The sequence below is a fragment of the Alteromonas stellipolaris genome, assembly GCF_001562115.1.
In the GTDB taxonomy this organism is placed as follows: Bacteria; Pseudomonadota; Gammaproteobacteria; order Enterobacterales; family Alteromonadaceae; genus Alteromonas; species Alteromonas stellipolaris.
This window is the reverse complement of the sequence record NZ_CP013926.1, coordinates 1,658,911-1,674,513: the sequence shown is the minus strand read 5'-3', so window position 1 is coordinate 1,674,513 and position 15,603 is coordinate 1,658,911. Positions and strand designations below refer to the sequence as shown.

Sequence of the window (15,603 nt, the reverse complement as noted above, 5' to 3'; positions counted from 1 at the left end):
GCCATAGTCTACTAGGCTTAAAGCGTAACAAAATAATTTGATTACAAAAAAATAACATTGCGTTACATCATTACTATAACAAGCAGTGCCGTTTCGTCTTCACGCTGTATAAAACTATAAAAGACGCCACGGCTGGGAGAGAAATATGGAATCGTTGCTAGTCAGTGATTATATGAATACTCACCCCGTGAAACTAAATGGGGATATGACAGTGGCCGAAGCCGTTGAGGCTTTGTTGGCTTGCGGGCAAAGTGGAGGCCCAGTAATTGATATTAAGGGTAAGGTGATTGGTTTTTTGTCTGAGCAAGATTGCATTGCTCAAATGATAGCGTCAAGTTACTACCGAGAGCAGATTTGCCGTGTAGCTGAAATAATGAAAGCACCGGTTGTGGTTATTAAACCGTATCTGTCGGTAATAGAACTGGCACAATTACTTATTAAAGATAAGCCTCGCGTTTACCCTGTGGTTGATGACGATGGGGTATTGGTTGGAAGTATTAACCGAACGGCAGTGCTTCGAGCAATAGACGTACAACTTCGATCGGGCTATCAGCACGCTAGCTAGCGTTTGAAGTGTTGTTTAAGTATTTCAAAAGTAAAAAGGGTAAGCCAATCCGCTTACCCTTTTGTTTTACAACTCAAATTCTTCTTTCCATGCTATTTTTCTAACGTAGTAATAGGCATTGGCTATGAAAAATGTTTACATTGTAATGTTCAAGAACAGTCGCTTACTGATTACGATTGCTCACATGAGTGCGAATTGCATCAGCTAAGTCATCTCCTGTCACTAACTTAAAGTTCTGCCTTTGGCTAGGCATAACATTTCTTCCATCTTGCACCACCAATAGCCCATTTTTAAATGGTCCGCCCAGATTGGCGTTTGTGGTTTCAAGCCCATCAGTTTCCGACACGCCATCAATGCCTTTATCATAATTTGGACCAATGCTTATCATACCCACCAATTTATAGGGTGCCTCGCTTTCATACACAGCGTATTGATTATTGCCTTGGCTAGAAGCAATTAAATAGCGTACACCGTCTACATCAAATAACGACAAACCTTCAATATCAGCGGTAACTGGTGATTCAATCGGAATAATAAACATGGGTGTCTTGTTATCTAACTTGATTGAAGCATGCTTGTTTACAGCTTTAGCGAGCGTTGATGAAGGCATTGTTTTTATTTCAGAAACATCCAACGCCCATATGCCAGCACCTTCTTCTCCCAAGTAGGCTATTTGCGCGGTAGTGTCCACAACGCACCCTTCCGGTTGGGACGGTAATTCAAAGTCGTGAATTAAGGTGGCAGAAATCTGAGAAGGATCTGCTTTTTCAGCACTGCTCACAGGGTTGGTATGGGAGTTAGTTTTCGCGATGGCGTTATTATTTACATCAGTTGGCGAGTTCAATAAATAGCGTAAGTATCGGCCATCTGTGCTATTCACTAATACTTGGGTGTGATTATTTACTGAAAATACGCACAACCCATATATATCGTTTAGCGGGGTAGGGATGTTGGTATTAAAGGTTAGCTCGCCCGTTTTCTTATCGATAAAAAAGACCGACATGCTATTACTGCTTCGATTACTCGCCACGGCGATATCGTGTTGTGGCGCCCAATCGTATGCCACGCCCACATTATTTACTCGCCCTACCTTGTGGGATGCAACTAACTCACCTTGTAAATTATAGGTATTTAAGCTGCCTTTTTTGTTAGTGCCAATCACCACGCTTTTAGCTGGGTCGTTTTTGTTTATCCAAATAGCAGGATCATCTGCTGCATCGCCATAATTTTCTACTACATCGGTTTCATAAATGGGCTGCAGTTCTATAGCAGAAAAGATGGGTGTCTCGTTAGTGATGTTAGTGGATACATCACCATTTTGGGTGGGTGTCTCTGTAGTGAGGTCTGTGTCTTTTAACATGGGTGTCTCGTTAAAAGACCTTTCGTTAAAAGACGAGGGTGTCTTGATAAGAGATTCCTGGTTTGTGTGGCAGCTGTTTATTGTTGCAATGGCGTGGGTGATGTTGGTGGTGAGTGTGCTGCCTGAGTGGTCATCGTAGATGTTGGCGTGAACCGTATCGCCTGTTACCAACAGCGAGATATCTTCTGGAGCAATGTCTTGATCAAAATCAAAGAAGCTCGTGGCGCACGTATTGTGAAGCCACAGGCCACTGTGTTCTGGGCTTACCCAAGCGGTAACCGTGCCTTGTGTTCCTAGAATTGTTGTAGGTGTGCTATTTGCAGCCGAGCTGTTTGTAATTGGGCGATTTGTACCTGAACCGGCGGGAACCTCCTTGTGTGCCTCGAACCCATTAAGGGTGGCAACACCTTCTACCGGCGTGTCAGGCTGGTTGAAAATGAGCGTGCGCTCGACCTCAGCTTCTTCATCTGCAGGCATGGCCCAAACACCGGCGTATTCGTCAGCTAAATAAATAGTTTGCTTAACATGTTTTGTTCTTGCGTGAGAAGTTCCTTCAACAGGTACACCGTAGTCAGAAGCGTTGTAGTCCGAAGTTGTGTAATTAGACGCGTGGTAGCTCACCCCAAGCGCACAGCTTTTTATACCAGGGCCAATCGCCAATGTACGTAAAGGATGTACCGTGAGCGCGCTACCGCTTTTATCCGGTATTGCCAAATATTGGGTGAGCATACCCAACGCATCTATATTGATGAACTGTAACTTGCCGTCTATCTTGGCGCTACACAAGGCTTCGGAATCTTTCACGTCAGTCGCTGATGTTTGGGTAATGCTGATGGCGTGGTTTGGGGCGTTTTTAATGCCTATCGTGTAGCTACGTATTTGTTGGCTGTTAATTTCAAACACTAAGGTTTGAATATAGGCACTAGTGGTACTTGCCACCTCGGCGCTTGATTCACCTACTGATTCGTTAGAAACAAGGTAACTTCCAGCTGTAACAAAGTGGCCTTTTTGCGACGCTAGCATATTCTTGCTATCAGATACTGTTAAGCCATTAGTTTCACTAATTGTTACGCTTATTGTTCTGCCGTTTAGTTCGTATGTCGTTTCTGACTCAGTAGTAATACCAGCGCCTGTATTTGCTAGTGTGAGGTCAGCTGAGCTTGATGCAATTGCATTAGCGCCTGCCATAACCGCCAAGCAAAAGCCTAATTGACTTGTTTTTATGGCAACTTTAGTAAGTTTGTTCTTCACTTTATTCATTGCCAGTTCCTTTTGTTACAGCGTTAGGCTTTTGTACATTATGTTGATAGATGACCTCCCCGTTATGGTCAATAAAGGTAAAACGAAGCTCGCGACCGGTTAAACTGACTGCCACAAAACCACCTGTGGATTTTGCAAAACGGGTGAAGGCATAATTTCCTACGGGGCGCACTTCTGAGCCTCCGCCAGATACAATGTGTACTAAAGCATCGTCAGGTAACTGGTTGTGCTGCAAATCATGTTCGTGCCCTGCGATGTAGGCGTCTACGTCGTGCTGGTGCAATATTGGCTCTAGTACATTTTTAATAGCACTGGTAGTGCCATAACGCTTTCCACTTGAGTACAGTGGATGATGACCAATCACAATGTTCCATTTAGCATTACTGTTTGAAAGCATGGTGTTTATCCAAGCTAATTGCTTTGTTGAGCCTTGAGCAAATGCTTGGTGGTATTTCGCCTCGGTAGCGTAATCTGGGTTAAGCGGGTTAGTATCAATAAACAGAATAAGCGCAGTAGTATCATCTTCTAACTTTACGGTTTTGCTATAATACTGCGCTGGCATTTCCCAACGTCGACTCACTTTGCTGTAGTCTATTTGTGCTTGCCAATTGCCGCGATAATCATGGTTGCCTAGCACGGGGTGCCAATCAACGAATAAGTGGGGCTGGTGGTAAATATCTTCATAAGATGTTCGCCAATAGGGATCTTCTACTGAAGCAACTCCGTTATCATAAAAATTATCGCCTGTGGTGGCGATGAATTCAGCATCAAGCTGGTAGCTGGCAATGTCCATCCATTTGGCTACGTCTCGTTGATAAAAATGGCCGTTGCGGCCCCAGTCGCCCACCACTAAAAAGTTAAACGCATTATCTTGAACTTCAAGATTATTAATGTGGTGTTGTTGGTAGTAATCGTGTGATGTGGTTTGCCCTTCGCATGTAAGTGATAAAAAGGCAAAAAGAAGCAGTAGTACGCGCATGAATTTATCTCTAATAAGGGCGCGCTTGTAGCGCGCCCATTTTTTAAACGCTGGTGTATGACGTTTTAGGGTTTAACGTTATTGTTCAACCGTTATGGTTTAACGTGAACATCGTTTTACAATACGGATTAAACAATGCGCTAATTAGCGCATTTGCCATGTAAAACCTAGTTCAAAGGTGCGGCCATATTCTTCAAATTGTGCGTTGTTAGTGCGCGAGTCGAAGTAATTATAAAATGGTTCGTTATTAATATTGATAGCGTTGAAATACACCTGCATATCATCGTTAATGAAATACTTAGCAGTAAAGTCTAACTGGGCATGTTCATCTTCAAAGCGCAGCATGTCACCGTCAATCTCTTCAAAGTTTTCACTTTTATACGTCATGGCTAAACGCAGACTAAAGTCATTGGCTTCGTAACCAAAGGTTAGGTTTCCAATGGTGTCAGACTGATTTGGCAATTGGGTTTCAAACTTTTCACCATCTAAAATGGTGGTAGCGTCTGAATCTGTGAAGGTTGCGTTTGCTGCCACTAAAAAGCCGTTATTGAATGCTTTAACCCACGACAATTCTAGCCCGTGTAAGCTGGCGCTCTCACCGTTAATTGCTTGAATAGCTTCATCGTAGTCTTCCCAACCTTCTGTGCCTGCTACATCGGCATACACTACAAAGTTATCAATATCTTTGTAGAAATAACCGGCTGACAGTACGCCAATATCACCAGGGTAATACTCTAAAGACACATCAAGGTTTTGTGCTTCGTAAGGTTGAAGCTCTGGGTTGCCCACTTCTGCTTCACGCTCGGTAACAAAAACGCCGTCATCTTCTTCGGTTTTGCTTTCGAGAATTTGAAACGCTGCTACATCTTCAAATTTAGGCCGTGAAATAGTTTGGGTATAAGCGGCGCGAAGTTGAAGCTTATCTGAAAAAGCGTAGCGCGCATTGATGCTAGGTAACCAATGATCGTAATCACGCTCAGCTTCCCAAACCGTGTTTACCACATCTTCCACATCGGTTTCTTCATTTTCAATAAGCTCAACACGCATACCTGAGGTACTGAAATCAGTGCGCTCGTAGCGTACACCAGCCACAATATGAAGCTTATCAATATCAACACTACCCATAATATAAGCGGCAAAGATGTCTTCTTCGTTAACGTAGGTGGCACCGTTAGATTCAATTTCTGAATCAAGTTCAGCCAATTCTAGTGCCGTGCGGTTGGTGTCAAAATAATCACGCATAGTTGAACGAGACAACCCTGGGCCAAAATCACCCAATGAATAGTCTGGTGAGCTATCACCAAAATCTGACGGGTCTATGTTGTCGAAATCTCCATCGTAAATGAAGATGCTGCTGTCTCTGTCTTTTTCACGGCTACGGTACTTAGTCCCTAATTTTAACTCACCTATATAACTGCCAAAGTTGACTGGGCGAGCGAAATCGAGTTTAAAGCTGGTTTCAGTGTCTTTGGTGTAATTGTCTTCAAATGCAATTTCATCAAGCTCATAGGTTGATAAATCTACTGCATCAGCATCTTGTGTTATGGCAGGGCGAATAGTGTTTAAGTTGGCATCAATACTGTCGTTTTCTGTCACAAAGTTATAGTAGAGCGCGTCTGGTTCATCTTCGTCAGATTTGGCAAAACCTAATTGCCAGTCGGCTTTCCAAGTTTGTAATTGATGTTCACCGCCAAGGGCAACGGTAAAAATACTTTGGGTTTCTTTTCTGTCTTTACTGCCACGCTCAATTTCTGAGTCTTCACCGTCTAGCGTGAAGGTGTTGCTTAACCGGTATTCTTCGTCTGAAAATTCACTGTAAAGCGTGCGAAGGTAATACTGGTTATTAAAATCTGGGCGGTAATCAAGGTTAACCGCTGCCCCTAAACGTTCACGGGTAATGGTGTATTGGCGTTGTTCTACTTCATCATCGCCGTTGCTTTCTACGTTATCTGAACCAAAGTCTCGGTCAAAGTAAGACAAGGCTGCTGCTACGCCCCAATCTGGTGATAGCTTTTGTGTAATGGTACCTGAAACCTTAGGGCTAACTTCATCACGCAAATCGTTTTGGCTACCTTGTACGGTAATACTGGCTGTGTCTTGTTGTTTGTCGAAGGCGCTAACACTGGTTACTTCAACAGAGCCACCAATAGCATCACCGTCCATGTCAGGGGTGACCGACTTCGATACTTCAAGAGTTTGAATTAGTTCGGAAGGTATAACATCTAAAGCCACCGAGCGTACACCAGATTCAGGCGAAGGAATGTTAAGGCCGTTAATCGTCACGTTGTTTAAGTTTGGATCGATACCGCGAATACCCACAAATCGGCCTTCGCCTTGGTCTCGCTCTATCGACAAGCCTGGTAAACGTTGCAATGACTCAGCGGCGTTTTGATCGGGAAATTGGCCTATGGCATCGGCAGAGACCACATTAGATATGCGATTAGATACCCGCTGTTGGTTTATGGCGCTGGCTTGGCTACTGCGTTGCCCTAATACTAGTAATTCTTCAAGTTCGTCACCTTCACCCACCTCAATTGCAGTGCGTACGGTGGCATCATCCTTTACTGTGACTTTCTGCGTTACCGTTTCTTCACCTAAATAAGAAACCTCTAAGGTATAGGTGCCCGCTGGTACACCCGAGAAGCGAAAGCTACCGTCGCGACGAGATTCAGTGATTAGGTTCAGCTCTACCAGTCGAACTTTAGCGCCTACGTATACGCGCGCTTCAGCGGCGTCGTTGAGCGTACCCGTAATGGCGCCATTAGCGGCTAAAGCTTGATGAGACAGTGAAAGGCCAAGCGCAGCAATGCAGGCAATGCGTAACGTAGAATAACGGGTTTTAATTTTCATTCTTAATCCATGAGTAGTGTGTGCAGTGAACAATGTGTGATGCCCAAAAATGGTAAAAAATACGGCAAAACGTACGGCAAGAATGTAAGGTAAAAATTGGATATGACAGTTACATGACGAGAACACTATCAACGCCGGCAGAAATGGCGAATATGAACAGATTCAAAGAAAGGTGAGCTAAATTGACCCGTTAGTAACTTACTAATAAGTTTAATTATTTTATTGTTATTTTTAAATTCAAAGCCGCACTGCCACCAATTTGTCACATTGGTGAGCCAAACTGACCCTCGACAATCAGGTTAAAAATGGGATATTTCCTGAGTCTTGTCCTACTGCTTGTCCCCAATTACTTTTATTCGTAATTGCAGGGAAAGCACAGTTTGCTACCCATGAGAGTGCTACATCATGTTTACGTTACGAAATGCCACGCAGTTTGGTCACCATAAAGGCTGGCTGTTCTTTACTTTTGCTACTTGTGCACTGGCAAGCTCATTGAGCCTGACCTTTGGCAACCCCAAGCCGCTCGCCATTATATCTGGGCTAGATATTGTGGGTGAGGGCAGTGTAGTACTGCTAACGCTAGGGTGGATTGTCGCGGTGTTGGCCAGTCGGCCGCCGGGTAAGGTCACCAGCTTGTTAATTATGGGCTTAGTGTTTTTCTTATTTTCAATGACACTTGACTTGCTTGATGAGTTTTTGCGTTACCCCGACTCTGCCGTGTGGCTTAGCATGATTGAGTCGATACCCGCAGCTATTGGCATGATCATTATGACAGCGGCGCTTTACTTGTGGCATTTAGAACAGCGTGCAATCAATTTGCAGCTTCGCCGCCGAGAGTGGGACTACCGAGACCACCAAGAAATCGATCCTATCACTCAATTGTATCGAGGCGATTACTGGCAATCACGGGTTACCGCCTTGCAAGCATCTGGACATAACGGTTATGTGGCCATCATCGATATTAATGAATTTTCTTATTTTAATCAGTGCTATGGGCAGGCCGAAGGCGACCGATATTTGCACGAAGTTGCGCAGCTGGTGGTAATGAACCTCAGACAACAAGATTTAGCTTGTCGATATGCCGGCGATAGATTCGCGTTGTTACTGCCCAATGTGAATGAAGCCGAAGCACAAGATATTGTAAAGGAAGTTAGAGCAAGTATTAGTCATGTGGCATTTCGCTATAAAGAAGACACTGCCGCCATTTATACTAGTGCGCGAGCAGTGGTTGCGCCGCTTAGTCAGGGAGATTCGCTCACCGATACCTTGCAGCATTTGCTACTTCAACTTGAAGACGCCGGCAGGAACGAAGGCGATAAGGTTGGCGATGAAGGGAGCTACAAGGGCAGTAATCTCGGAACTAAGCCCGGTTCGAAGCCCGGTTCGAAGCCCGGTTCTAAACCCGGAACCAAGCTCGGTTCTAAACCCGGTAGCAGGAACGCGGCATAGTGATAGCTTGCTCAATGGCTACACAAGGGCTAACACAAGGGCCAGAACTTTCCCCTGCACCAGTGACTAAGTTGGACAAGGTGATACCCGCGTATCACCTTGTCCATGCGGTGCTGGACGTTGCCATTCCCCGCGGAGCAAGTAAAGACAAAATACTTCGTGGTACGGGCATTTTTGACGATAGCCTCACGATGGATACCCGCATTAGCGCCAAGCAATGTATTGCCTTACTTTCTAACGTAAGAAGTCAATGCCAAGGTAACGATGTTAGCTTTTTGATAGGTAAAAGCTTAGGTGGTGTATGGCTACGTGAAGACATAGCCAACATTAAAGATAGCCAAAATCTTGAGCAGGCGATTGAAGTACTTTCGGCAATACGGTGGGAGAGTGTTCCTTTGGTATCTTTTAAGCGCTTTGTGCTACAAGACAAATACATTTGGGTGTTACAAGACACCATGGGGTGTGAAAAAAGAGGCAGCCACAAGCTTTGGCCGTTTATTGCCCAGTTGTATTTGTCCATGCTGGTCGCCTTACTTAAACAGTGGACAGGCACCCGTTTACCTTTAGGCTTTACAATAGATTCTGATAGACCACGCAATGTTCAAGATTTCGAAACTTACCTAGGGCTTCGGGTTACTTTCAATGCACCGTTGATGTCTATAACCCTACCCAAATCATGTATGACTATTCCTTTCCCTTTTGCCGATGATAAAACAGGCGATGCTTTTGGCGAAGCTCTAGGCGAGACAGAGAGAGGTTTGGCGTATCAGCAACCCCAAACCTTACTCCAAACTTCACGCGAAGCCACATCAAACTTGAGCTTACTCGACTATGTAAGAAGTAAGACCTTACGTGAACCGCAAAAAGGGTTGGCAGATTTAGCTGAAAGCTTAGGGTGCAGTACCGCAACGTTAAAACGAAAGCTGACCGATCACAATTACACATACCGGGGCTTAAGCGAAGAAGCTCGGCGGCAACAAGCTATCGTATTACTGGCGCTTAGAAAACTAAACAACGAACAAAGCGCCTCTCAAATGGCCTTTTCCGACCTGCCTAACTTTCGCCGTGCAATAAAACGGTTAACCGGCTTAACCCCAAGTGAGCTGCGTGCTCGTTAATTTACTTTGCATTGGGTGCAAAACCTTTTATCCTTTCACTTGTTTTGCGTAATTGTCTAATTGCCTGTAAATGTAAGCGCGCTAATCTGAACTCGTTTATTTTTAGTCATTCCTACGTAAACGCCTTATAGATATAATAATCGTCGGCTATTCGCCGTGCCCAATCTGATTAAAGAAGTTGAGTTTTCTGTGCAGCAATCAAATTCAAGTAGCCAACCTAAGTCAAACCCAATGGGTCTAACACCCATTTTATTATTTGTTGTTCTAGTGGTAGCTACAGGCCTAATTACTAACGATATTACCGCTATGCCTATATTGGTGGCGTTCTTTATTAGTGCTGGTTACGGCCTATGCCTAAACCCTAAAGGCGAAAAGATAAGCTTCTCAGAAAAAGTACAAACGTTTTGCAAAGGCGGCGGCGATAAAAATATTATTCTACTGGTGCTGATATTCCTTCTTGCTGGCGCTTTTTACGCGGTCACTATCGATATTGGTGCGCGAGATGCGACGGTAAATATGGCACTACAATTTGTTCCCACGGCCATGATATTGCCCGGACTATTTTTGATTTGCTGTTTTATCTCGTTTGCCATGGGCACCTCTATGGGCACCATCACTGCGCTTTCACCCATAGGGGCAGGGCTGGCAAATAGCTTAGGCTTACCGGTTGAGCTAGCCCTTGGCGTAGTAGTAGGGGGCGCTATGTTTGGTGATAACTTGTCGTTTGTATCAGACACCACAATTGCGGCCACCCGAACCCAAGGTGTACAGCTTAAAGATAAATTTCGTGCAAACTTGATGGTAGCGTTACCAGCTTGCCTAGTCACCATGGTGCTGCTGTTAGTCTTTGTTGATGTAGATACCTCAGAGCTTATTGAAACCAAAGATTACGATGTATGGCGCATATTGCCGTACTTATTCATTATTGGTTTTGCGTTAACCGGTTTTAACGTTATTACTGTGTTGGCAGTGGGTATCGCCAGTGCCTGTGTGGTTGGATTGCTTCAAGGTAGTTTCACCGTGCTTACCATGATGCATAGCATTCAAAAAGGCATGGGATGGATGCAAGACTTAGCCATGATTGCCATTACTATTGGCGGTATTGTGGCTTTAATGCACGCGAACGGCGGAATTACTTGGCTGATTAACCGTTTAACCAAACGTGTTACTAGCAAAAAGGGCGCAGAGTTTAGTATTGCTGGCTTGGTCAGCTTTTTAGATATTACTACTGCTAACAATACTATTGCGATTGTGACAGCAGGGCCCATTGCGAGCGATTTAAATGAAAAGTATGGCGTGGATCCTCGCCGTACTGCATCGCTACTCGATATTTTCTCGTGCAGCTTTCAAGGGCTAGTGCCTTATGGTGCGCAGTTATTAAGTGCTGCTGCCGTAGTAGGCATTTCACCACTAGCCATTACACCATACTGCTGGTACCCCATGCTTATTTTTGTGTTTGGCTTACTGGCTATATGGTTCAATTTCCCTACGTTTGAACAGAAAATTGACGATGAATTAACAGGCGCATCGGCCGCCGTGAAATAGCGCTTATTCAACGTTGTTGTGTTCAGTACAAATTAATATTCGGCATTGAATACCTATTACCTATCTTCGCCTAGGGGTATTAACAATTGGTAACTCAAACCACTTGTTAATACCTGCGGCAATAGCGATGGATACATTGGCAATTAACGCAAATAAACATCGCTTCGTTGTTATTCTAATAGGGTAAATATCTGGTTCGTATCACTATGCTACATGCTACGGTGATTAGCGGTGGAAATTTGATGCAACTTCTTCTAGGATCGACCTCCGCTGTTTAGCCGTATATAAAGATACAAGCTGTTTTAACAGCAATGGCCAACAGTTCGTTTCGCTAACAAGTACCGTAAGTACAGATAGTACAGATAGTACAGTTCGTATCAAAAAGTAGGATGGTAAATTGTCTTCACCTAACGCGCCTTCGTCGCTTGTCGCTTTTCAGATTAAACCGCTTTATACACAACTCGATGATTGTCTTTCGGCGGATAAATTCCCATTAAAACGGCGCATTCAGCAGTTCGCGAAGCAGCTTAATAGTGGTGAAAATGCAAAGGAAAATAACAGCGATGCTTCTGTCGATAACCCGCAAACTAAATTAGCCACTCGATACGAGAAACTTGCGAACGATATTCAAGCATCAAAAGATAAGCGTGCGTTTAGGCTGAAAAATTTACCAGAAGTTACCTATCCGCCGTTGCCGGTGAGCGATAAAAAAGACGACATAAAAGCCGCGATTGCCGCGAATCAGGTGGTGATTGTTGCAGGTGAAACCGGCTCGGGTAAGACTACCCAGTTACCGAAAATATGCTTAGAGCTTGGCCGTGGTGTTAGTGGCATGATTGCCCATACTCAGCCACGTCGATTGGCTGCACGCAGTGTAGCTACTCGTATTGCTGAAGAGCTCAATACCCCCTTAGGTGAAAAGGTTGGTTTTAAAATTCGCTTTAGCGATCAGGTAAGTGAGCGAAGCTACGTAAAATTAATGACAGACGGTATGTTGCTGGCAGAAATGCAAAACGACCGTTTTTTAAATCAATACGACACCATTATTATTGATGAAGCCCACGAACGCAGCTTAAACATCGACTTCTTACTGGGTTATTTAAGGCAGCTATTAGACAAGCGCCCTGAACTTAAACTGATTATCACCTCGGCCACTATCGACCCTGAACGTTTCTCGAAGCACTTTAATAACGCGCCTATTATTGAAGTGAGTGGGCGTACGTATCCGGTAGAAATTCGCTACCACAGCCCTGAAGACAATGAGAACGATACTGACCAAACCGATGCCATTGTAGGTGCGGTAGATGAGCTATTAACCGAGAAGCCGGGCGATATTTTAGTGTTCTTAAGTGGTGAGCGGGAAATTCGTGACACCCAAGACGCCTTAATGCGCAGGCAATACCGAAACACCGAAATTGTGCCTTTGTATGCGCGGCTTTCCGCCGCTGAACAAAATCGTATTTTCCAGTCTCACACCGGTAGGCGCATTGTGCTGTCTACCAACGTGGCAGAAACCTCATTAACGGTGCCGGGCATTAAGTATGTAATCGACCCAGGCGTGGCCCGTATTTCACGCTACAGCGCACGCAGTAAAGTACAGCGGTTGCCTATAGAAGCTATATCGCAGGCGTCTGCAAATCAGCGGGCTGGGCGATGCGGGCGTGTGTCAGACGGTATTTGTATTCGTTTGTATAGTGAAGATGATTATCTCGGCCGCCCTGAATTTACCGACCCAGAAATACTGCGTACTAATTTGGCCTCGGTTATTTTGCAAATGCTTGCGTTGGGGTTAGGGGATATTGCCGATTTTCCGTTTGTTCAGCCGCCAGATAACCGCAACATCAACGACGGCTTTAGATTACTAGAAGAAATTCAGGCCATCGTGAAACAAAAAGGCCGCATGCAGCTTACCAAAATGGGCAGGCAGATTGCCCGCTTACCTATCGACCCGCGCTACGCCCGTATGGTAGTAGAAGCGCAGCGTACCAATGCGTTGATGGAAGTGATGGTAATTGCGGCAGGGCTATCTATTCAAGACCCTCGTGAGCGACCACAAGACAAACGCCAACAAGCAGATGAAAAGCACAGCGAATTTACCGATAAAGATTCAGACTTTATTAGTTTGTATAACCTGTGGGATGCGTTTAAAGCGCAGCAAAATGAATTAAGCCAGAATCATCTGCGCAAATGGTGTAAGAGCCAATTTATCAACTATTTGCGTATGCGCGAATGGCAAGACATTGTTAGCCAACTGAAAAAGTCGGTGGCAGAACTTGGCTTTGGAATTGTGAAAAACGAGCCAGATTATCAAGCTATTCACGAAGCCATTGCAAGTGGATTGCTATCGCATATTGGTTTTAAAGATAAAGACAGAGAATACTTAGGCTCGCGCAATACCCGCTTTATGATATTTCCAGGTTCTGGTCTTTCTAAGTCACAGCCTAAATGGGTAATGGCGGCGGAATTAGTAGAAACCTCTAAATTATTTGCACGCATGGTGGCGAAAATTGACCCCGCGTGGATTGAGTCATTAGCAGGACATGTTAGTCAACACAGCTATTCAGAGCCCCATTGGTCTAAAAAGCGTGGCGCGGTTATCGCGTTTGAAAAAGTGACGCTGTTTGGCTTACCCATCGTGATGAAACGAGCCAAAGTGTATAGCTTAATTGATCCACCAGTATGTCATGAACTCTTTATTCGTGAAGGCTTAGTTGAGGGTAATACACGGCTTAACTTTGGTTTCTTAAAAGAAAACCAGGCGTTACTCGAGCAAGCCGATGAGTTTGAACAAAAGACCCGACGCAGAGATCTTTTGGTTGATGACGACGAATTGGTACGTTTTTACGCCTCCCGTATTCCTGTAGAAGCGAACAACGAAGCGGCGTTTAAGAAATGGTACAAAAACCAAGAAGCCTTCGCTAAACAAGCGGGCGGAGAAAAGTCGGGTGCCAAAAAAATAAGCGACGTACTTACTTTTACCGAAGATGACGTATATCGCCAACAGCCTGGCCAAGCTATAGAGAATGCGTTTCCTGATGCGTGGAGACAGGGAAACATCACCATGGGACTGCGTTATCATTTTGAGCCGAATGCGGATGATGATGGTGTTAGTGTGATTATTCCTTTGCCAGTACTCAATCAAGTAGAAAACATTGGCTTTGATTGGCAAGTAGCAGGGCTAAGGCATGAACGTATAGTATCGATGATCAGAACCTTGCCAAAGCGTTTGCGCCGCAACTTTGTACCTGCGCCCAACTTTGCTGATGCCTGTATTGCCGATATCAGCGAGACGGATAAAAACGGCCGTCCAATTAGTCTTGTAGAGGCCGTAACTGCCAAGCTTCGTAAGATGACAGGTATCACCGTAGAAGAAGACGAGTGGAACTTGTCGCAGCTTGACAGACACCTAATCATGCACTTTACGGTAGTGAACGATAAAGGCGACACAATCGCCCGTTCTGACGACCTACACGCCCTAAAACTGCAATGTGCTGGGCAAGTGAAAGAAACTTTTGAAAAAGCGGCCACGCCGGAACTTGAGCGAAGTGGTATCGAAAGCTGGGATTTCGACACACTGCCGACTACCTTTGCGCAAAAGATGGGGGGCTTTGAAGTGCAAGCTTTCCCTGCATTGGTAGAAAAGGGCGATAAGGTAGATATTGCGCTTATCGACGAGCCTGAAAAAGCGCAATCTATGCACCGAAAAGGTGTGAACGTGTTGATAAAAAACGCCATGCCGTCGCCACTTAATTACTTACAGAGTAAGCTGCCCAATAAAGCTAAGTTGGGGCTTTACTTCAATCCGTTTGGGCAAATTAAAGCGCTTATTGATGATTGTATTTTTGCCGGTATAGACGCGCTGGTGGGGGAATACTGTGAAAAGCACAATACTGAAATTCGTAACAAGGCTGATTTTGATACCTGCGTAGATATCGTGCGGGCAGAAATTAACGACAAAGTACTAGAAATAGCTAAGCAGGTAGAGCAGGGCTTAACCCTTGCACATCAATGTCAAAAGCAAATGAAAGGTAATGTGCCCCTCAACATGATAAACGCATTGGGCGATTGCAAAGGGCATCTTTCAAGCTTGGTGTTCCCAGGCTTTGTATCTGATATTGGTGAAGCACGACTTAACGATTGGAACCGTTATATTAAAGGGTTATCTCGTCGTTTAGAAAAGCTACCGATTGATCCGAACAAAGACCGAATGCATCAGCTCACGGTAGAAAAGGCGGTCAGTGAGTGGGAAAAAGCCTGTGGTAAATACCCGAAAGGCAAAGTACCACAAGCGTTATTGGATGCACGTTGGATGATTGAAGAATTAAGGGTGTCTTTATTTGCGCAAGCATTAGGTACGGCTTACCCCATATCGGCAAAGCGTATCTCACTGTTTTTAGCTGATTTCTAAGTAGAAAACTAAGCACCTTGTTTAATTTCCCAAATAACAGGAAATAATTTTCTAAATATAATCGGACAA

The 15,603-nt window shown here is 44.6% G+C and carries 8 protein-coding genes; 5 read left to right on the top strand and 3 right to left on the bottom strand.

Going from position 1 to position 15,603, the window contains the following annotated elements; genetic code table 11:
* Nucleotides 1–145: 145 nt before the first annotated feature.
* Nucleotides 146–565 (top strand): CBS domain-containing protein, encoded by a 420-nt coding sequence (locus tag AVL57_RS07030; protein ID WP_057792448.1) that lies wholly within the window; start codon nucleotides 146–148, stop codon nucleotides 563–565.
* A gap of 163 nt (nucleotides 566–728) precedes the next feature.
* Here AVL57_RS07030 and AVL57_RS07025 read toward each other — a convergent pair whose 3' ends face one another.
* The 3 genes from AVL57_RS07025 to AVL57_RS07015 form a co-directional block, all read right to left on the bottom strand.
* Nucleotides 729–3,185, bottom strand: coding sequence for a phytase (locus AVL57_RS07025; RefSeq protein WP_057792446.1), 2,457 nt, complete (start codon nucleotides 3,183–3,185; stop codon nucleotides 729–731).
* The gene (locus tag AVL57_RS07020; RefSeq protein ID WP_057792445.1) at nucleotides 3,178–4,164 is read right to left on the bottom strand and encodes a metallophosphoesterase; all 987 of its coding nucleotides are present in this window, start codon (nucleotides 4,162–4,164) and stop codon (nucleotides 3,178–3,180) included. The genes AVL57_RS07025 and AVL57_RS07020 overlap by 8 nt, the downstream gene beginning before the upstream one ends.
* Before the next feature lie 144 nt (nucleotides 4,165–4,308).
* Nucleotides 4,309–7,014, bottom strand: coding sequence for a TonB-dependent receptor (locus AVL57_RS07015; RefSeq protein WP_057792443.1), 2,706 nt, complete (start codon nucleotides 7,012–7,014; stop codon nucleotides 4,309–4,311).
* A 405-nt stretch (nucleotides 7,015–7,419) separates the two neighbouring features.
* Here AVL57_RS07015 and AVL57_RS07010 point away from each other — a divergent pair, with 405 nt between their 5' ends.
* From AVL57_RS07010 to hrpA, 4 genes are all read left to right on the top strand, one after another.
* Entirely contained in the window at nucleotides 7,420–8,463 is a 1,044-nt protein-coding gene (locus AVL57_RS07010) for a GGDEF domain-containing protein (RefSeq protein ID WP_232363284.1), read from the top strand.
* Complete coding sequence (locus AVL57_RS07005; protein ID WP_138118038.1) at nucleotides 8,463–9,581, top strand: helix-turn-helix domain-containing protein; 1,119 nt, start codon at nucleotides 8,463–8,465, stop codon at nucleotides 9,579–9,581. The genes AVL57_RS07010 and AVL57_RS07005 overlap by 1 nt, the downstream gene beginning before the upstream one ends.
* Before the next feature lie 231 nt (nucleotides 9,582–9,812).
* Nucleotides 9,813–11,126: a Na+/H+ antiporter NhaC family protein gene (locus tag AVL57_RS07000; RefSeq protein WP_057796205.1), complete on the top strand. Its 1,314-nt coding sequence runs from the start codon at nucleotides 9,813–9,815 to the stop codon at nucleotides 11,124–11,126.
* 397 nt (nucleotides 11,127–11,523) lie between these two features.
* Nucleotides 11,524–15,534: an ATP-dependent RNA helicase HrpA gene (gene hrpA / locus AVL57_RS06995; RefSeq protein ID WP_057792439.1), complete on the top strand. Its 4,011-nt coding sequence runs from the start codon at nucleotides 11,524–11,526 to the stop codon at nucleotides 15,532–15,534.
* Nucleotides 15,535–15,603: the final 69 nt, after the last annotated feature.

Bases quoted from the DNA above. Each gene is read 5' to 3' on its own strand.
- AVL57_RS07030 (WP_057792448.1), top strand. From the start codon at position 146: ATGGAATCGTTGCTAGTCAGTGATTATATGAATACTCACCCCGTGAAA.
- AVL57_RS07025 (WP_057792446.1), bottom strand. From the start codon at position 3,185: ATGAATAAAGTGAAGAACAAACTTACTAAAGTTGCCATAAAAACAAGT.
- AVL57_RS07020 (WP_057792445.1), bottom strand. From the start codon at position 4,164: ATGCGCGTACTACTGCTTCTTTTTGCCTTTTTATCACTTACATGCGAA.
- AVL57_RS07015 (WP_057792443.1), bottom strand. From the start codon at position 7,014: ATGAAAATTAAAACCCGTTATTCTACGTTACGCATTGCCTGCATTGCT.
- AVL57_RS07010 (WP_232363284.1), top strand. From the start codon at position 7,420: ATGTTTACGTTACGAAATGCCACGCAGTTTGGTCACCATAAAGGCTGG.
- AVL57_RS07000 (WP_057796205.1), top strand. From the start codon at position 9,813: ATGGGTCTAACACCCATTTTATTATTTGTTGTTCTAGTGGTAGCTACA.